The following is a 17,764-nucleotide window of genomic DNA, read 5'->3' as shown; positions in this document are numbered from 1 at the left end:
CCGTTTATCATGCTGGTTAAGTTGTTGATTCTTGCGCTGCTGGTTTTAGCGGCGTGGCTGCTCTACTCAAAGTCATTTCGTCCAGGAAACGCGCGATCGTCTCGGCGCTCATCCCCTCCCAGAAAGTTAATCTCTCTGCTCAACGGAGACACTGCCGCCGCTCATCGCCTATTTGACAAAGCCCAACAGAGAAACCCCGGACAATCGAACCAATGGTACTGGGAAAAAGTCACCTGGGATCTGGAGCGCGATCGCCGACGCTGGTAAGAAAGGGATGAGGGATGAGGGATGAGGGATGAGGGATGAGGGATGAGGGATTAAACGCTAGACACAAGAGACAGAAGAAGCTTTAAGTCTAAAGTCTAAGGTCTAAAGTCTTTCCCATTCCCCCGTCCCCAACAATCACTAAAATGAGAGAACAGTTTAAGGGGAGCGCAATTCATGCCAGGGCAACTAGTCTTAGTCGATGACGAACCTGGACTTCGAGAGGCCGTGCAAGCTTATCTCGAAGACAGCGACTTTACAGTTCATACTGCCAGCAATGCCCGCGAAGGGTGGGATCTCGTTCAGCAAAAGCTCCCCGATCTGGTAATTACCGATGTGATGATGCCCCAGGTAGACGGCTACCAATTTCTCAAACAGCTTCGAGATGACCCCAGGTTTAAATCTTTGCCAGTGGTCTTTCTAACCGCACGCGGCATGACGGGCGATCGCATTCAAGGCTACGAAGCTGGCTGTGACGCTTACCTTCCCAAACCCTTTGACCCCGATGAATTGGTGGCGATCGTCAATCGACTGCTGCAACAGCGGGCCACCCTCAAAGCCAACAGTGCCGAAGGTGAAATGCCAGACGTAGCGGATATGGCCAGACAGATCGCAGAGATTCGGGCAATTTTGACTCAGCGAGGGGCGATCGTGCAGACTCCTTCTCCGGTCAAGTTGGACTTTACGCCACGCGAGCAAAGCGTCCTTGATCTGGTGGTTGATGGTTTGATGAATAAAGAAATTGCGCGGCGGCTTGAAACCAGTGTCCGCAACGTTGAAAAATACGTCAGTCGGCTTTTTAGCAAAACGGGCACCAATAGCCGGACTGAGTTGGTACGCTTTGCCCTAGAACATGGATTGACCAAGTAAAAGCGGGTTAGGGGCGTTCTTGATTCTGTCTATTAAATCGAATGGTGAAGGTGGTGCGATCTCTCTGAGTTGCCCGCGAGGGGTTGCTTTGAGTTGCCCGCGAGGGGTCGCTTTGAGTTGCCCGCGAGGGGTCGCTTTGCTCGATTTCTAGCACCCCACTGATCTGTCTGACCAGCGATTGAACAAGCTGTAAACCAAGGGAGTTGGGTGAGTTGAGGTCAAAATCAGCGAAGCCTGATCCTTCAGCAGAAAATTCGCTTGAATTGGTGACTGATAGCGTCACTTCTCCGTCTGAACCAACCCTCAAATCAAGCCGCACTTCGCCCCTAACCGTACGATCGAACCCATGCTTTAAAGCGTTTGAAATCAACTCATTGAGAATCAGACCCACCGGAATTGCCTTGTCAGAATGGACAGAGACCTCTGCAAACTCTTCTAGCCGTAGCTTAATACGATCGGGATCAACGGCATACACCCTAAAAATAGTCGTCGCCAAACTTCGCACATACTCAGAGAAATTGATTTCCGTCAGATTGGGCGACTCAGACAAACTCTGGTGCAGCAGCGCAATCAAACGAATGCGGCTCTGGTTACTTTGCAGCAAGTCTCGCACTCCCGGATCGTCAGTCTGCATCATTTGCAAATCCAGAAGACTTGCCACCAGTTGCAGATTATTTTTGACACGGTGGTGAATTTCTCTCAGCAAAATTTCCCCTTCCACCAGAGAGGATGGGGCAGCCGGGGGTGACTCTGCTGGCAGGGGATCGATGTGAGTAATGGTCTCTTGTGCCGTTTCTAGCACTGCCAGAGCCGCCTGCAATTCCCCAACAATTTGTGTTTGCAGATCGGTCTGAATCGGGTCTACTTGAATGCGATCGCGCAACTCCGCCAGTCGCCCTCGCATTGCCGCTATCTGTTGGGCAACCTCGCGATTAGTCATTCCGAAAACAATCCACGCAACGCTCTTAGGAACTCAATCAAAACCCATCAGATGCCCGGTGCATTGCTTTTTCTGCAAGGGCTGATTAGCTTGAGTGCGGTTTTGGCGAGAGGAGAGCGTCTTTGCAGGGGAGCGATCGTCTCGCTTTCACCCCCAGGCCTGGTCAAGCAAGGAGAGAATTGATTATGCATATCCAAAAAACTTTCACAGCACGAATGGAAAATAAACCTACCATGCGACTTGGGTTAGTTTGCCTTGTCATGTGCCACTTTTGGGCGATCGGGGCATCCAGTTGACCCGCGTGAATCCTCTTTGAAATGCACGGATGCGAAATGCTTTCCCCGCGTTTTTACTGTTTCTGTAGGGATCTGACAGTCTTTTAAATCCGTAGATTACAGTAGAGAGAGTAACGATATTTAAACAAGCCACTTCACTATTGAGGCGTTTATGGCTGCTAATCTAGCGACTGTTTCTACATCTGGGAAGCCAGCAGCGCAGGATGTGGCGGCACTCAGACAGGTGTTTTCATCGATCACGGCTGAGAGTTGCCCCTATTCCTACAACTTCCACATGCACACGACGCACTCTGATGGGCAGTTGCAACCTGAGCGATTGATGGAGCAAGCGATCGCCCTTTCGCTCCAGGGGTTTGCAATTACGGATCACCATCGCGTCAGCGGCTATCAAGCAGCCCAGCAGTGGCTCGACGGTTGGCAACAGTCCGATGAAGCGATCGACCGATTCATTCCCCATCTCTGGATTGGCACCGAGATCACGTCCCAGCTATTAGAGACTGAGGTGCATATTTTGGGGTTTGCTTTTGACCCCAGCCACGCGGCGATCGCGTCTTACCTACAAGGCAGTGCACCTAGAGGCGAATCGGCTCAGGCGGCGCGGGTGATTTCTGCAATTCAGCAGGCGGGCGGTTTGGCAGTGTTGGCTCATCCGGCTCGCTATCGACGATCGTACCGAGAGTTGATCCCGGCGGCGGTGAACTGCGGCGTTGATGGCGTAGAAACTTACTATGCGTACAACAATCCCAAACCCTGGCGACCCAGCCCCGACGAAATGCAGCAGGTTCGTCAACTCAGCACCCAGTATCAGTTGCTTAACAGTTGTGGGACAGATACACACGGCTTGAGTTTGTTACAGCGCGTCTAGGGTTGGCGATCGTACAGCGACCAAAGCTAAAAAGCAGAAGCCACTCAAAAATGACTCCTGCTTGCTTTCATTATGAGAAAACGGGCGATGCACTCAGAAAAATTATTAAGGAGTGTGAATTGTCTGAATCAATCGCAGCGTTGCCTAAAGTACACTTCAGAAGGTGAAATGTTAAGGGATAGCGATCGCTTTTAGTTCAATTGTGAAATAAGGGTGATAAATCCAACGCAAGTCAGCGCAAACAACGCAACCATTCCCACCGATTGACCGAGGTGCTTATTTGAAGTCTGCATAATAGAACCTTAATGTTTTTGAAAGTTTCTAAAAGATATCAGGCTCCTATCAGAATCCGATAGAAAAGTAATGCAACTTAAGTTCTCGTTACTTAACTTAAGAATGCACTTATTTTCTAGCATTAGAAGTTTAGAGGAATAAGCCGAATGTGGGGGTTTACCCTTTCATTTGCCTTCATCATTCCTCGCCCCTGTCTAGAGCATTCGGGTGAAAATAATCGTAAATTTGCTGCGCCAACCGAGGGCCCACACCTGGAACAGTCGCCAGTTGGGTTGGAGAAGCTTCGCGAATGTAGTCGATCGACCTGAAGGTAGCCAAAAGTTGTTTCTGTCGGTGGTGCCCCAATCCTGGAATCTCATCCAGGCTCGATCGTCTCATGCGTTCGGTTCTCTTTTGACGGTGAAAGCTCACAGCAAATCGGTGGGCTTCATCTCGGAGTCGGCGCAGAAGTTGTACTCCGGGCTGGTCAGCATCAGTCTGCAACGGCAACGACTCACCCGGCAAGAAAATCTCTTCTCGCTGTTTGGCCAGACTTACCACTTTCACATCTTCGAGCAAATTCATCTCGCGCAGCACAGCGACTACAGCCGAGAGTTGCCCTTTGCCTCCGTCAATCATCACCACATCGGGAAAATCAGCAAACGATGAGGTGTGCGTTTTGAGTACAGAAGACTCGCGATCGAGGGTTTCTCCGCGCGCTTTGGCCGCGGCATATTTACGAAACCGCCGACCCAACACTTCAGCCATGCTGGCAAAGTCGTCAGAATGACCCGATGTGACTTTGGGATTCTTGATTTTGTAATGGCGGTAGTGTTGTTTGGCGGGCAGTCCATCCACAAAGACAACCTGAGAAGCGACGGCATCTGACCCCTGAATGTGGGAAATATCGTAGCCCTCAATGCGGCGTGGCAGTTCTGGTAGATCCAAAATCTCTGCCAGATCTAGAACAGACTGAGCGGTACGATCGGCAAATCGCTGGGTTCGAGCCAGTTCATATTCCGCATTGCGCTCGACCATATCTAGCAGTTCGGCTTTCATTTGGCGCTGGGGGGCCACGATCGAAACTTTTCGCCCTTTGGCTTGGCTCAGATACTCGGCCAGCATTTCACTGTCGGGCAATTCATGCTGCACAATAATCTCAGCGGGAATCTCAACCGGATCAACCGTTTGAAAGTGTTCTTCTAAAACGCGCTGCAAAATGGCTCCAGGTTCCCCTGATTTGGCATCAGCGACGAAGCCTAACCGTCCGACCAGCCGACCCGCCCGAATCTGAAAAAGCTGTACACAGGCATGATCTTCATCGGCAGCCAGAGCGATCGCGTCTCGTGAAATGGTGTCGTCTGGCAAGGCCACCTTTTGGTCGGCACCCAGGGTTTTGAGTCCGGCAATCTGATCGCGCAGTCGAGCCGCATGTTCAAAGTTGAGCGCTTCGGCGGCTTTTTCCATTTGAGCGGTGAGCATTTCCTCTAATTCACCCGTCCGCCCCTGAAAAATCATCGCCACTTTTTGCATGGTTTTGCGATAGTCTTCGGGAGAAATCATCGACTGACACACGCCCGGACAGCGCCCAATGTCATAGTTTAGGCAAGTCCGATCCTTAAACAACGGTTGAGGGCGCTGCTTGAGTGGGAAAATTCGCTTGACTAAATGCAGGGTATTTCTTAGCGCCTTGGAGTCTACATAAGGGCCATAGTAACGATCGCGCTCTTTTCCCATGCGCCGTTTGCGAGTGATGAAGATGCGCGGATATTCTTCTGTCCAGGTGATGCAGAGATAGGGATACTTTTTGTCATCCTTGAGCAGCACGTTGAAGTGAGGCTGATGCTGGCGAATTAGATTGGCTTCAAGGGCCAGCGCTTCCGCTTCAGTGTCCGTAACAATGAATTCGATTTCGACCACCTGCCGCATCATCAGCGCAATGCGAGGCCGGGTGTCGTGGCCGTTGAAATAAGAGCGAAGGCGCGATCGCAGCTTTTTGGATTTGCCAATGTAGAGAATCTGATCGCTGGCATCGCGCATGGAATAAACCCCCGGTTCGGGTGGAATTTCTTTGAGGCGAGCTTCCAGGCGATCGGGGTCTTGAATAAGCGGAATCGTTTTGGTGGATAAAGTCACAAGTGTTCCAGGTTGACAATCTTGGAGAGGATCGATCGTTTGCAAGAGCGCTCCACACTAAATTCTCAGTTTCTCAGAATGTCCCTGATTTAAAGGCTTCGTCTTCACATTTCTATCTTTATCTTAAATTTTAAATCAACGGATCACTGGGACGGATCTCACGCAGTCTCCGTAGTGTCTATCCTAGTAAGTAGCAAATTAGACAATCACTACTGAAACCTATGAATCTTGATGAGTTTGAGAGCCAAACTCGCGACAGTTTAGAAAAAGCGCTGAATCAACTACAGACAGCGACTCTGTTGCTATCGGCATTAGAGCTACAAATTTTGGAGTCGGGCAACACGATCAAAACCCTCAGTAGAGTTGTTGAAACTTTTGTGACTGAAAAACGGCAAGACGGCGAGGCTCCCCTGCGTGTTCAGCGATAGGGCTTTAGAGGCTGTTGATTTCTGAGCTTTGGACAGAATGCCCTTTTAGTCTAACGTCTTCATCTGATCCGTTAGCTGCTTTCACCCGGCTCTAACTCTTCTCGAATCACGTCAGTCAACTGTGAGAGCCGAATCGGTTTGACGAGATAGCGACTGGCTCCTAATTCTAAAGCACGCTGTTGATCACGCTGAAAGGCGTAAGCCGACACCACAATCACAGGCACCGATCGCCAGTCTTCTCGCTGTCGAATCTGCGTTAATAAGGTGTAACCGTCGATCGTCGGCAGCTTGAGATCTAGCAAAATGATGTGCGGCCGAAACTGCTCCATCACAGAGGCTAATTGTGTTCCTTCTGACAGCGCACAGACACTGTAGCCACAATAGCTGAGGTAGTCACCCATCAAGCGGCGGTTAGCTTCGTTGTCCTCAATGAGGAGAATTCGGGTTGGTAGTTCTGATTTTTGAACAGTCATCGCATATGCACCCTTGTTGACTATATTCTCGGTCAACGCTGTGACTAAATGGGAGCGATTACCTGAAGGGAAACTGGTCTGGCAAATCGCGGCTGCGTCTATTCTGCCTACACATGTATAAAAACTTACAAGTTGCTGCAAAGAAATGCGAAGATTTTCTGGGAGTTTCTACGACCTTCCCAACCTCTGATCCGCAGATGAAATGCCTTCTCCGGACGACTATTCCTATTATCAGGGTACAAATTATCAGGGTACAAAGTGTAAGTTAAGTAACCAAAACTGCGATCGGAGAACGATGCGGCTCCCCAAGCATGACGACAGAGCAGGAAATTTGTTGCGTTGCTTGAGCAGTAATATCACTGATAGACAGCCCCCCAGCGCTGGTGTGGCGGCGCGAAGAGCGAAGGATTACTAAGTCATGAAGTTTTGAGGCGTTGACAATTGCCCTGACTACTTCATCATCTGGGAGGATTTGAATTTGAGGATCACACGAGGGGGTGATTTTGTCTGCTAGAAGAGATAGCTGAGATTCGATCCAGGCCATTTTGCTGCGAGACGTGGTGCGATCGCAGACATGGAGAAGTGTCAACTGTCCCTGGTTTTCGGTCGCGAGAATTTGAGCAAATTTCAAAACCGCGATCGACTGCTGACTTAAGTTCTCGATCGGCACCAGCACCCGACGCAAATTCATTGGAGAATCTAGCAGTCTCGAAACCGCTACGGGACAGTGAGATGCCCACAATACGCTGTCAATCAGGTTGCCAAACAGACGGATCGGCAAGCGCGATTGTCGCCCCCAGCCCATCACGACTAGACTGGCTTTTTGTTCGCGGCTGGCCCGACTGATGCCCTGAGCTACGTCGTCGTCGATTCGTAAAAGCGGATTGGCGATAACGGCGAGTTCTTGGCTGACCTCAGCAGCACTGGCGAGGAGAGATTCACTGCGCTGGATGGCTTTGTCCAATTGAGGAGCATCCATTTTGGCGTGGGCGTGAGCGATCGCCAGAGGCATAATTCGCCCGTTTTTATGACGTGCCAGCAGTGCAGCCATTTCTAACAAATATGGCTCTGTGCGGGGATTGTAAATCGGCACGACGACGACAAAGGGGTCTTCTGAATCGCTGCCCCATTCAGGCGAAGCTTCGGGGTCGAGGGCAACGGTGCCAGGTGTCGTTAACCCATCTGCAAATCGAGCCGTGAGAATTGGCCCCAGCGTCGAAGTGACGAGCATTAAGACAATTACGCTGTTGAGAACGGCTTCGGTGAGCAGACCTGCTCGATATCCAACCAGCGTTGCGGCCAGGGTAGCGGCGACTTGAGGAAGGGACAAAGACCACATGGTTAGGGTTTCTTGCCAGCTATAGCGATAAGCGAGCTTGGCCAAAAAGGCGGCTCCAAATTTACTGCCAATCAGCCCAGCGACGATCGTGACGGTCATTCCCACAAGTTGAGGTGACGTAAGGCTTTGCACAAAGGCAGGAATCCGAATCAGCAGCCCCATGTTGACAAAGAAAATCGGGATGAACAGGACGCTACCCACAAACATCACTTTTTCTTTGACGGCTCCGTCTCCGACGACGCGATTAACGGCCAACCCCGACAAAAACGCGCCCACAATTTTCTCAACGCCGATGAGTTGGGCCCCCACGGCTGCCAAAAATACAGCCAACAGCACAAATAAAAATTGACTTCCTTCTTCGGCGCTCGATCGTGCAAAAAAGGCCCGCCCTGCCCGCTCAAAACCAAACAGCACCACAACGCTATAGACTGCCAGCGACCCCAACAGGGTAAATAGTTTGAATATCGTGAAGTTGCCCGCATGGATGCCGATGCAGATTGCCAGAACTAAAAGCGCACCGACATCTGTGAAAATAGTTGCGCCGATCGTCACCGTCACCGCTTCATTGCCCACTACGCCCAACCGACTGACAATCGGATACGCCAGCAGCGTGTGTGAAGCAAACAGAGAGCCGATCAAAATCGAGGCATTCCAATCAAAGCCAAACAGCCGTCCGACGATCGTGCCTGTGATTTGGGGAACCAGAAAGGTAAAACTGCCGAAGCCGATCGAGCGATTTTTGGTTTTGAGAAACTGGTCGAGATCAACTTCTAACCCAGCGACAAACATCAGGTAGACTAACCCAATATCTGAAAGCAGCTTCATCGTTTCAGAGTCGTTGTGCAAAACTTGCAGCCCATCAGGGCCTAGGGCAACGCCTGCCGCCAACAATCCCACTAATCCGGGTAGGCGAATCCGCTCGAACAGAGACGGGACAAACAAAATCACTGCCAAGAGAATCAAGAAGGAGACGATCGGTTCTCCTTGCAGAGAGTGTAAAGCGGAGTTCATGCACTGGTGACGTAGAGGCTACTGACGACTGAGACCAATTCCCTTGGGGGCTGTAGGTCTGGCAGAGGAGTTTGGACGTTGGACTTTAGACAGAACAGCATCAAGGCTTCGGTCTTTGTCTTCTAAAAGGTTTAGCATCTAAAGTCTTTGCCGATTTTATAGCGCCAATCTAGAAATGGCGTAAATGGGTGAGCAAAGATTGTCAAAACTCAATCAATATCAAACTGGACTGCTTGAGAAACCTGTCTAGAGATGAATCTGACTGAGAATAATGCGTAGGCGATCGTAGTCGTCCTTGAGCAGCAAACTTAGCATTCGTCCGGCTTGCACGAGCCAGGGGCGATCGGCTTTGCGGAGTTGGTAGATCTCACGAATGGCGGCGGCTGTCAGCGCATCGACAGGGGCCCCATTGACCTGAAGCAGCGTTCTCAGAAAATCGAGTGCTTCACTAAATTGAATGACTTCTTCAGAATCACAACTGTAGACGGCCTGGTGAATCTGAGGCGGACGAGGTGGCAAATGTTGATAGACGGCTGCTCCCCCGTTGCGCTTTTCAGGATTGGGACGAAACCCCACGATCTCCGCCCGAAATTCGGTCTTTAGCATGGCAAAGATCTGAGGCTGCTGCTCTCGCAATTCTTCTAGCGACAATCCCAACGCTCTGGCTCGATGAACGGAATCGATCGGGCTAGTCGTCGCATGATAAACCACCGCGTAGATTAAATTCCCCGATTCCTCATCCGCAGACTTGACCCAACTCCCAAAGGGCGGCATGACCGGAAAGCTGAGATTTTCTGGCTCCAGACATTGAGCAAGAAATTCGGTCGTTGCTGTCTCGATCACTTCTGCAATGTGGTTAGAAGGGCGATTTTGGGCAGCAAATTGAGGGAGGGGAAGGCGCATAAGGGGTGTAAGGGATGAAGTGAATGATTTGAACGAAGGCTTCACAACACACCTTGGAGGGTTTTAATCTAGGATTTAACCTAAAATTTAAAACCCATCGCTCAAGCTATTTTGCTTTTTTCTTGCCTGCGGTGACTTCGACGAGTGCGAGTTCGGATAGGCGAAAGGTGACTAGTTTGTCCCAGTTGCCCCCTTCAAACAAAACAGCGACTTTGCCATCACTAATCCGTTGGACTAACCCCTGAAAGCCGTAGTAAGTATCGTTAGCATTGGTCACTCGAACCGCAGAACCTGGAAGAATCATAGTCATAGTTTGGAGAGCTTTTCTAGTAGTGTACTAGGCTGCTGTGATGTTTAGCTGATGTTTAGCCATTGAGGATTTGTCTTGAGTCGATGGGTGTCAATCAATCGTTCAGCATCACCCAATTCAAAACGCAGCCTGGTCGCCTCAAAACTTTAGCCGCTGTCGATAATTTGACACCGATTGCACCAGCCCGATCGCCAAAAAATTCATCAACAGGGCTGCATTTCCATAACTGAGCCACGGCAGCGGAATGCCCGTCACCGGAGAAAGATTGATCGTCATCCCAATATTGATCACGACCTGAAAGACAATCATCGAAAACACGCCGATCGCCAGTAGTGAGCCAAAATCATCCTTGGCATTCTGAGCAATCACCAACAGCCGAAAGCAAATCAATAAAAACGTCAGCAAGACGGCCGCCGCCCCAATAAAGCCCAACTCTTCACCGATCGCCGTAAAAATAAAATCTGTGTGCTGTTCTGGAATGAAGTTTAGCTGGGTCTGGGTGCCTTTGTGCAGTCCTCGTCCGGTGAGTTCGCCAGCGCCGATTGCTATCCGGGACTGAATCAAGTGATACCCCCCGCCCAGGGGATCGCGATCGGGATTTGCAAACATGATAATCCGCTGCTTCTGGTAATCCTTGAGCACATATTCCCACAGCACTCGCCCCAGTCCGCCTGCGATTAGATTAAGCACAACGGGTGCCAGATTGCCGTAAGTAGACCAGGGAAGGGTTCTCAAAGATACCCAACCGATTATCAAAATCCAAACTGCAATGACGGCAATTCCGTACCCCCAAATCGGCAGCATCACATTAAACAAAATCGCCGAAATCACTGGAGAAACCAGCAGCAACAACCAACCTGGTTTAGCGTTTCCCCAATACAGCATCCCCATCGTGATCGACCCAAACACCAGAGACGTACCCAGATTTGGCTCCAAAAAGACCAGCATCCAGGGAACGGCTGCGATCAGTAATACTTTGACCATCGTGGGAATGGTGGATGCCGATCGATGGTGCAATAGGGCGGCGATCGTAATGATGATTCCCAACTTGGCAAATTCAGACGGCTGGACATTGAAGCCAAGAATACTAATCCAGCGCTGCGCCCCCAATTCTTCTCGCCCAACAAACATCACAAGCAGCAAAGAAGCGTTGGTAATTCCATAAATGAGCCACTTCCATTGCAGGAGTTGGTCATAGCGCCAGCGAGCAATCAGCACCGAGAGCAGCAGCCCAACTCCACCTGTGATCCAGTGTCGCCACCAGTCTGTCCACCCGGCGTTGAGTTCTACACTGCGGATCATCACGCCTCCCAAAACAGTAAGCGCGATCGGAGCCGCAAACAGCCACCAATCGACCTCTTGCCAGGGCTGTACCCAGTGTTTCAGGTTCGTCGGGAAAAAAGATTTTCGGAACATGGAGACGCTAAGGAAGATTAAGTTTGAAGTTTTGAGTTCTGAACGTTATTGGTCAGTCCAAAACTTGACTAGGTAAGTGCCGCAATTGACACTTTAGCAGCAATCTGCTCGGCGATCCCTTTTAACGCTCTGGCAGAGGCACAATCCGGATCAGCGGCTACGATCGGGATTCCACGATCGCCCCCTTCTCTGAGCGGAATTTCTAAAGGCACACAGCCCAACAGTGGAATCCCCAATTCTTTAGCAGTTTTTTCGCCCCCAGCCGATCCAAAAATGTCGTACTGGCGATCGGGCATGTCGGGGGGAATGAAGTAGCTCATATTTTCGACGATGCCCAAGACCGGAACGCCCAACTGCTGAAACATCTTTAACCCACGTCGAGAGTCAGACAGGGCGACACTTTGAGGAGTCGTGACGATCACAGCCCCCGCCATCGGGACGGCCTGCGTCATCGTCAACTGAGCGTCTCCCGTTCCGGGTGGCATATCGACAATCAAATAATCTAAATCGCCCCAGGAAACCTGATAAAGAAACTGCCGAATTACTCCATTCAGCATCGGCCCGCGCCAAATCACAGGTTGGTCTTTGTCAATCAAAAATCCCATTGAGACGAGCTTGACTCCGTGATTAAAGGCTGGCTCCAAGATTTCTCCCTGGTTACCCTGACGCACGGTGATCCCCGCTCCTTCTAGTCCTAGCATCATCGGAGCGTTGGGGCCATAGATATCAGCATCAATCATCCCCACTTTGGCTCCCGCTTGTGCCAGAGCAACAGCTACATTCACAGCAACACTACTTTTACCCACACCACCCTTGCCGCTGGAAATCGCAATGATATTTTTTACGCCGTCGATGCCAGTGCGATCGGGCAGGGATTTTTGCTGCGGTGTTTCGGCGGTCACGTCTACATCAATGGTTTGCACACCGGGCAGGGTTTTGATCGCCCGCTCACAGTCTTCGACAATAAACTGGCGCAGCGGACAGGCGGGAGTCGTCAACACGAGGGTAAAGCTCACGTGACCTTCTTGAATTTTGACATTGCGAATCATGTTCAATTCCACCAAACTTTTGCGGAGTTCGGGGTCTTGCACAGGTTTGAGGACTTCTAAAACTGAGTTAGTGTCAAGCATTGTATTCTCTGCCCTACTGCGGCGATCGAGTCCAGGTGTATTGGCTTTTCGATCTTACCGTCAGGAGGGCGTATCCTTGGGGTCAGAATCATTGCAGAGATTCCAGGATCACGATTATCAAGGGTCTTTAAAAGTCAAAGCAGCCCCGATCGGGCGGTTCTAGATTTCCCGAAATGGACTGCTCGGTGGCTTGAGCCAAATCAGAGGCGACTCTCGCAGAATAAGGCTTGATCAGTGACCAGACTAACGGAGACAGCCACCCTTGCAGCGTCACTGAATACGCGACAGAAGTGCCACAGACGGTTGATTTGACCTGATACGTCACCCGCTCCTCGATCCCAGGTAGTGCCAAAATCCGAATGCTCAACAACTCCCGGTGATCAACCCGCTCAACAAAAATCCGAACCGGAAATGGCCCCAGTCGCGTCACGGCTTCATAAATTAGTCCCGGTTTGGCTACCAGCCCTCGCGGAACATTGGTGCTAGACAGCAGAGGATGCCACGACACATCTGCCAGGTCAATAATTTTTTTCCACAAGTCATCGACTGACGCAGTGCTGATGGTTTGATACGTTCTCGCCAGAGTATGCTGAACGCGGCGACGTTTGCGGCGAAGAAATCTAGATGGAAGCTTGAGCATGACGATCGCCCTCCTACGCTCGACCCAACAGGGAATTCATTATCCTAGACACGTCCATTCCTAAATTGCCATCTCCCTTAAGACTGCTGTTAAGCATACCCTTAGAGACTGAGCGATCGAGATCCCCTCTACGACGCTACGATCATTAGGGCAGGGTTTGAAGTCAAAAATTATTAACTGCTGAGTCACCACTCATTCAAGTTCACACAGGTTCATAGAATTTAACAGTAGCTCAACCCCTTGATTTCACTAAGCAAGAAGCCTTTTGGCAAGGAGTTAGCGAGTTGGTTGTCGTTACAATTCACGATAGTCTAAATAAGCGCATTAAATCGGGAAGCTCACAGTCCTCAAATTGCCTCTACAAAAGACTTTTTTAGGCACTGTCATTCTTGGACAACCGACTTTTCGCAAACTTTTGCAAACTCAATTTAGACCGCAAACTTTTGCAAATTCCATCTTTGACCGCGTAAACCTTTTTGATCCAACTTTCCAGGGAACTTATGACGGCCTTTTCCACTGAAGTCTCCACCTCTCAAGCGTTTCCCCCTTCTGATTCTCGTGAGCGAGTCAGCCACTGGATGAAAACTCTGCAAGACAAAATTTGCCAGGGGTTAGAACAACTAGACGGGGAAGGCAAGTTTCAACAAGACAACTGGGAGCGGGCAGAAGGCGGCGGTGGGCGATCGCGCGTCATGAAAGAAGGCAAAATCTTTGAGCAGGGCGGCGTTGGCTTTTCTGAAGTCTGGGGAAAAGATTTGCCCCCTTCGATCCTGGTACAGCGCCCCGAAGCGGGCGGACATGGCTTCTATGCGACTGGAACCTCAATGGTGCTGCATCCTCGCAATCCCTATGTGCCTACCGTTCACCTCAACTATCGATACTTTGAGGCGGGGCCCGTCTGGTGGTTTGGCGGCGGCATTGACCTGACTCCCTACTATCCCTTTGCCGAAGACGCGCAGCACTTCCACACCACGCTGAAAAATGCCTGTGACGCTCACCATCCTGAGTATTACCCGACCTTTAAGCTCTGGTGCGACGAATATTTTTACCTCAAGCATCGCGGAGAAACTCGTGGCGTAGGTGGGATTTTCTTTGATTATCAAGACACTCAGGGCATTCTCTATCCGGTCTCTTATCCTGGTTCTCAGTTAGATACAGCCGCTGCACAATATAGCCAGAAAGCCGGAGCCGTCAAGAATCGTACCTGGGAAGATTTATTTTCTTTTGTGCAAGACTGCGGAAATGCCTTTTTGCCAGCCTACGTGCCGATCGTCGAGCGACGAAATGGACTGGAATACGGCGAACATCAGCGCAACTTCCAACTCTACCGACGCGGACGCTATGTAGAATTTAACCTGGTGTACGATCGCGGCACGATTTTTGGGCTACAAACCAACGGCCGCACCGAATCAATCCTGATGTCACTCCCGCCAATGGTACGCTGGGAATACGGCTACCAACCCCAGCCAGGCTCTCCCGAAGCAGAACTCTACGACACCTTTCTCAAGCCTCAAGACTGGGTAAACTGGACTGCAAAATCCTAAAAGACCGCTTTTCTCGCAACAATGCTGGCTGATTCCTGGCTGATGGGCTGCTCTAGCACTCCGTCACCAGGATTATTTTATTCTGGTAAGATTTAGAGGATTGCCTGCGTGATCAAAGGAGACGATCGCGTTAGAAAAGCTCGCTCTGTGGGCATAACTGAGACTGTCATGGCCGTGACCTGCTCAATCTTGAGCGCTTTTATCGGCACGGACGTTCAGCATCTACGGGTAAAGTGATTTGCCTTGCATCCCAAAAGGGTCATGTCTCGGCTTCTCTGCTAACCCAAATCCACAGCAAGAGGGGAGTCAATGGTTTACATGGAGCAGAAGTCAATCCATATGGAGCAAACAACGCACACGACCCACGATGGCACGCTCGTAATCATTCTCACTCCGACAGGGCGGCTTGACATCACGACAGCATGGCAGTTTCGCCTCAAGCTTCAAGAATGTATTGCCAAACTTAGCCGTCATGTGGTGGTCAATCTAGGGCAGGTTAACTTTATCGATAGCTCTGGGCTAACGTCTCTCGTCGCTGGAATGCGGGACGCTGATAAGGTCAGAGGTAGTTTTCGCATCTGTAACGTCCATCCTGAAGCTAAGCTAGTCTTTGAGGTCACGATGATGGATTCAGTTTTTGAGATTTTTGAGACTGAAGACGAGGCATTAGAAGGGGTGCCCAGGGGAGTCGCAAGTTAGACGAGCGGCATCGGTTCTCTTGACTGCGGTACAAAACCCTTGAAGCCGATAGACCAGACACATTGAACCGAAAACCTTAATGCTGTTCAGTCTAAAGTCCTTTCGATCTCTTCGAGTTACCCGCAAGGGGTCGCTTTGAGTTAGTCACGAGGGGCGCTTTGTAAATTCGTAGGCACCCATCACTGCTCCCCAAAGGGCTGTACCCGTGTTGGGGTCGATGCCTTTGTCATAGCTGAGAAATTTGCCAGGACTGACTTCAAAGCCTAAAGCAACCTGACGAGTTTCACCCTCGTATGAGAAGTAGCAGCAGGTGTCCGCAGGTGGCATTGCCTGAAAGCGATCGCTCTCCTGAGTTTTCTGGTGAGCAACTTGAAGAACACAGCCTGGTAAAAGTTCGATGTCTGCCTCTGTGATTTGCTGCAATCGCGCTGGATTTTGTCCGGCTCCCTTCACGGCTGCATAATCTTTGAAGCTGTAGTATTGCACCTTAAGCGGAAACGCCTCCTCGCCTGTCGGTTGAATTCTTAACAATCGCTGACGATAGGGTTGGTCAAGTTTCAGAACGTTGGCTTGTTCGGCAAAAATCGTGATGCTGTCTTCGGCAAAGAGCGCTACCTGACGGTGCCAGAGTTGTAGATGGACATACCAAACAGGGTCAGCGATCGCCTGTTCTCGGTTGTCAAATTCGCCTGTCAGATGAGTGGCCAGAGTTGTCAAAAAAGAAGGCATGGGCAAGTATAGAAGGAGCTTCTCGAACAAAGCTTACAGTATTCTCAAGACCTGATCGCCCCCTCATTTCCCTCTTGCCGTTCTCCATTCCTCCACCACTGATCGATCATCCTGACTACTTGACTCACCGCCGCTGGATGACGCGATCGCTTGAATTAGCCGAATCTGCTGGAAAGGCGGGCGATGTGCCTGTGGGAGCCGTGGTAGTCGATTCAAAGGGAAATTTAGTGGCAGAGGCAGAAAATCGACGAGAGCGTGATCGCGATCCCACGGCCCACGCTGAAATTCTTGCGCTGAGAGCGGCGGGTCGATCGCTGCAAAACTGGCATCTCAATCACTGCACGCTGTATGTGACGCTGGAGCCTTGTCCGATGTGTGCAGGAGCGCTGGTTTTGGCTCGATTGGGGCTGTTGGTCTATGGGGCAGATGATTCCAAAGCGGGGGCGATTCGCACGGTGTTGAATGTGCCAGATGGTGCCGCTTCTAATCATCGGTTGGCTGTGTTGGGGGGCGTATTGGAGTCGGCTTGTCGTCAGCAGTTGCGGGATTGGTTTCACGATCGTCGCCACACGCCGCTTTAGCGATACACGGCTTCAGCTACCAGACAAAAACTCACGAACCACTTGTTTAACATCTTCTTTTTTGCCATCGACCCGATAGTTGAGTTGCTGCATTTTCTGTTCGGTGATCTTGCCCCCCAAATCGTTGAGGGCTTGACGTAATTCGGGATGTTTTTGCAGGATTTCTTGACGCACGATCGCCGCCGCTTCGTAGGGTGGAAAATATTGTTTGTCGTCCTTGAGAACGGCTAAATCCAAAGTTGGAATCAAGCCATCTGTAGAGTTTCCAGCTACTAAGTCAACTTGCTTTTCTGTTAGAGCGCGATACAACAAACCCAGATCCATGACTTTAGGTTGACCTTTAAATTTCAAGCCATAAGTTTTTGATAAGCCAGGAAACCCATCTTCTCGATTGAGAAATTCAAAGCCAAATCCTGCTTGCCATTCGGGAGTATATTTCGCAGCTTCTGACAGCGTTTGTACGCCCAACTTGCGAGCGTCTTCTCCCCGAATAATCATCGCAAACGAGTTGCTAAACCCAAACGGAGCAGACCATTCCAGCTTAAAGCGTTGAGGATATTCTTCTTTGACTTTGGCGAATACCTGTTGAGCATCACCGACCCCTTGCGGGTAACTCGAAGAGATCGCAGGCTGCTTTAAAATCGAGGTGTAAGCCGTACCTGTGTATTCAGGATAGAGGTCAATTTCGCCAGTCTTAATCGCTTCGTGACAGATAAAAGTGCCATTGAGATTAAAGCGACGATCAACTTTCAACTTTGTTTTGCTCTCGATTTGTTGAGATAAAATTTCGCCTAAGATCACCTGCTCTGTGAAATTTTTGGTGCCAACAACCACGCGATCGCTACTTTGAGGATTGCTGTTTTGAGAACAGGCGGCGATCGTCCCAATCAAGACAAGAGGCAACAGGAAAAAGGAAA

Annotated in this window: 17 protein-coding genes and 1 pseudogene; 7 read left to right on the top strand and 11 right to left on the bottom strand. The window is 50.4% G+C overall.

The window, feature by feature from the left end; translation table 11 throughout:
• Positions 1-9 precede the first annotated feature (9 nt).
• The gene (locus ACKFKF_RS03865; RefSeq protein ID WP_446856833.1) at positions 10-267 is read left to right on the top strand and encodes a hypothetical protein; all 258 of its coding nucleotides are present in this window, start codon (positions 10-12) and stop codon (positions 265-267) included.
• Positions 268-441: 174 nt separating this feature from the next.
• Positions 442-1,134 carry a response regulator transcription factor gene (locus ACKFKF_RS03860; RefSeq protein ID WP_446856834.1) on the top strand — a complete coding sequence of 231 codons (693 nt, stop codon included), beginning with the start codon at positions 442-444 and terminating at the stop codon, positions 1,132-1,134.
• Between the two features lie 7 nt (positions 1,135-1,141).
• Here ACKFKF_RS03860 and ACKFKF_RS03855 read toward each other — a convergent pair whose 3' ends face one another.
• Positions 1,142-2,074 (bottom strand): sensor histidine kinase, encoded by a 933-nt coding sequence (locus ACKFKF_RS03855; protein ID WP_446866460.1) that lies wholly within the window; start codon positions 2,072-2,074, stop codon positions 1,142-1,144.
• Positions 2,075-2,521: 447 nt separating this feature from the next.
• Between ACKFKF_RS03855 and ACKFKF_RS03850 the strand changes: the two genes are divergently transcribed.
• Positions 2,522-3,235, top strand: a complete 714-nt coding sequence (locus ACKFKF_RS03850) for a PHP domain-containing protein (RefSeq protein WP_446866459.1) — start codon at positions 2,522-2,524, stop codon at positions 3,233-3,235.
• Between the two features lie 471 nt (positions 3,236-3,706).
• Here ACKFKF_RS03850 and uvrC read toward each other — a convergent pair whose 3' ends face one another.
• Complete coding sequence (gene uvrC, locus ACKFKF_RS03845) at positions 3,707-5,644, bottom strand: excinuclease ABC subunit UvrC (protein ID WP_446856837.1); 1,938 nt, start codon at positions 5,642-5,644, stop codon at positions 3,707-3,709.
• Between the two features lie 221 nt (positions 5,645-5,865).
• Here uvrC and ACKFKF_RS03840 point away from each other — a divergent pair, with 221 nt between their 5' ends.
• Positions 5,866-6,072: a hypothetical protein gene (locus ACKFKF_RS03840; RefSeq protein ID WP_446856838.1), complete on the top strand. Its 207-nt coding sequence runs from the start codon at positions 5,866-5,868 to the stop codon at positions 6,070-6,072.
• A 71-nt stretch (positions 6,073-6,143) separates the two neighbouring features.
• On the opposite strand, the gene ACKFKF_RS03835 is transcribed toward ACKFKF_RS03840, so the two are convergent.
• The 7 genes and pseudogenes from ACKFKF_RS03835 to ACKFKF_RS03805 form a co-directional block, all read right to left on the bottom strand.
• Positions 6,144-6,545, bottom strand: coding sequence for a response regulator (locus ACKFKF_RS03835; RefSeq protein WP_446856839.1), 402 nt, complete (start codon positions 6,543-6,545; stop codon positions 6,144-6,146).
• A gap of 265 nt (positions 6,546-6,810) precedes the next feature.
• Positions 6,811-8,895 carry a cation:proton antiporter domain-containing protein gene (locus ACKFKF_RS03830; RefSeq protein WP_446866458.1) on the bottom strand — a complete coding sequence of 695 codons (2,085 nt, stop codon included), beginning with the start codon at positions 8,893-8,895 and terminating at the stop codon, positions 6,811-6,813.
• Positions 8,896-9,141: 246 nt separating this feature from the next.
• Positions 9,142-9,798 carry an HAS-barrel domain-containing protein gene (locus tag ACKFKF_RS03825; protein ID WP_446866457.1) on the bottom strand — a complete coding sequence of 219 codons (657 nt, stop codon included), beginning with the start codon at positions 9,796-9,798 and terminating at the stop codon, positions 9,142-9,144.
• 106 nt (positions 9,799-9,904) lie between these two features.
• Positions 9,905-10,102: pseudogene (locus ACKFKF_RS03820) on the bottom strand (NAD(P)H dehydrogenase subunit NdhS); the annotation flags it as partial.
• A 144-nt stretch (positions 10,103-10,246) separates the two neighbouring features.
• Positions 10,247-11,524 carry a rod shape-determining protein RodA gene (gene rodA, locus ACKFKF_RS03815; protein WP_446856842.1) on the bottom strand — a complete coding sequence of 426 codons (1,278 nt, stop codon included), beginning with the start codon at positions 11,522-11,524 and terminating at the stop codon, positions 10,247-10,249.
• Between the two features lie 68 nt (positions 11,525-11,592).
• Positions 11,593-12,654, bottom strand: a complete 1,062-nt coding sequence (locus ACKFKF_RS03810) for an Mrp/NBP35 family ATP-binding protein (protein WP_446866455.1) — start codon at positions 12,652-12,654, stop codon at positions 11,593-11,595.
• A gap of 127 nt (positions 12,655-12,781) precedes the next feature.
• A complete protein-coding gene (locus ACKFKF_RS03805) occupies positions 12,782-13,294 on the bottom strand; it encodes an SRPBCC family protein (protein WP_446856844.1) in 513 nt (170 codons plus the stop codon).
• Positions 13,295-13,794: 500 nt separating this feature from the next.
• On the opposite strand from ACKFKF_RS03805, the gene hemF reads away from it, so the two are divergent.
• Complete coding sequence (gene hemF / locus ACKFKF_RS03800) at positions 13,795-14,838, top strand: oxygen-dependent coproporphyrinogen oxidase (protein WP_446856845.1); 1,044 nt, start codon at positions 13,795-13,797, stop codon at positions 14,836-14,838.
• Positions 14,839-15,177: 339 nt separating this feature from the next.
• The gene (locus ACKFKF_RS03795) at positions 15,178-15,537 is read left to right on the top strand and encodes an STAS domain-containing protein (protein WP_446856846.1); all 360 of its coding nucleotides are present in this window, start codon (positions 15,178-15,180) and stop codon (positions 15,535-15,537) included.
• A gap of 144 nt (positions 15,538-15,681) precedes the next feature.
• Here the strand turns inward: ACKFKF_RS03795 and ACKFKF_RS03790 are convergent, their stop codons facing one another.
• The gene (locus tag ACKFKF_RS03790; RefSeq protein ID WP_446866454.1) at positions 15,682-16,266 is read right to left on the bottom strand and encodes a CpcT/CpeT family chromophore lyase; all 585 of its coding nucleotides are present in this window, start codon (positions 16,264-16,266) and stop codon (positions 15,682-15,684) included.
• 74 nt (positions 16,267-16,340) lie between these two features.
• On the opposite strand from ACKFKF_RS03790, the gene tadA reads away from it, so the two are divergent.
• A complete protein-coding gene (gene tadA / locus ACKFKF_RS03785; protein WP_446866453.1) occupies positions 16,341-16,847 on the top strand; it encodes a tRNA adenosine(34) deaminase TadA in 507 nt (168 codons plus the stop codon).
• Between the two features lie 12 nt (positions 16,848-16,859).
• On the opposite strand, the gene ACKFKF_RS03780 is transcribed toward tadA, so the two are convergent.
• The gene (locus tag ACKFKF_RS03780; protein ID WP_446866451.1) at positions 16,860-17,750 is read right to left on the bottom strand and encodes a glycine betaine ABC transporter substrate-binding protein; all 891 of its coding nucleotides are present in this window, start codon (positions 17,748-17,750) and stop codon (positions 16,860-16,862) included.
• Positions 17,751-17,764 lie beyond the last annotated feature (14 nt).

It is taken from the genome of Phormidesmis sp. 146-12 (genome assembly GCF_052939495.1).
This window is presented reverse-complemented; position numbering and strand designations above follow the sequence as displayed.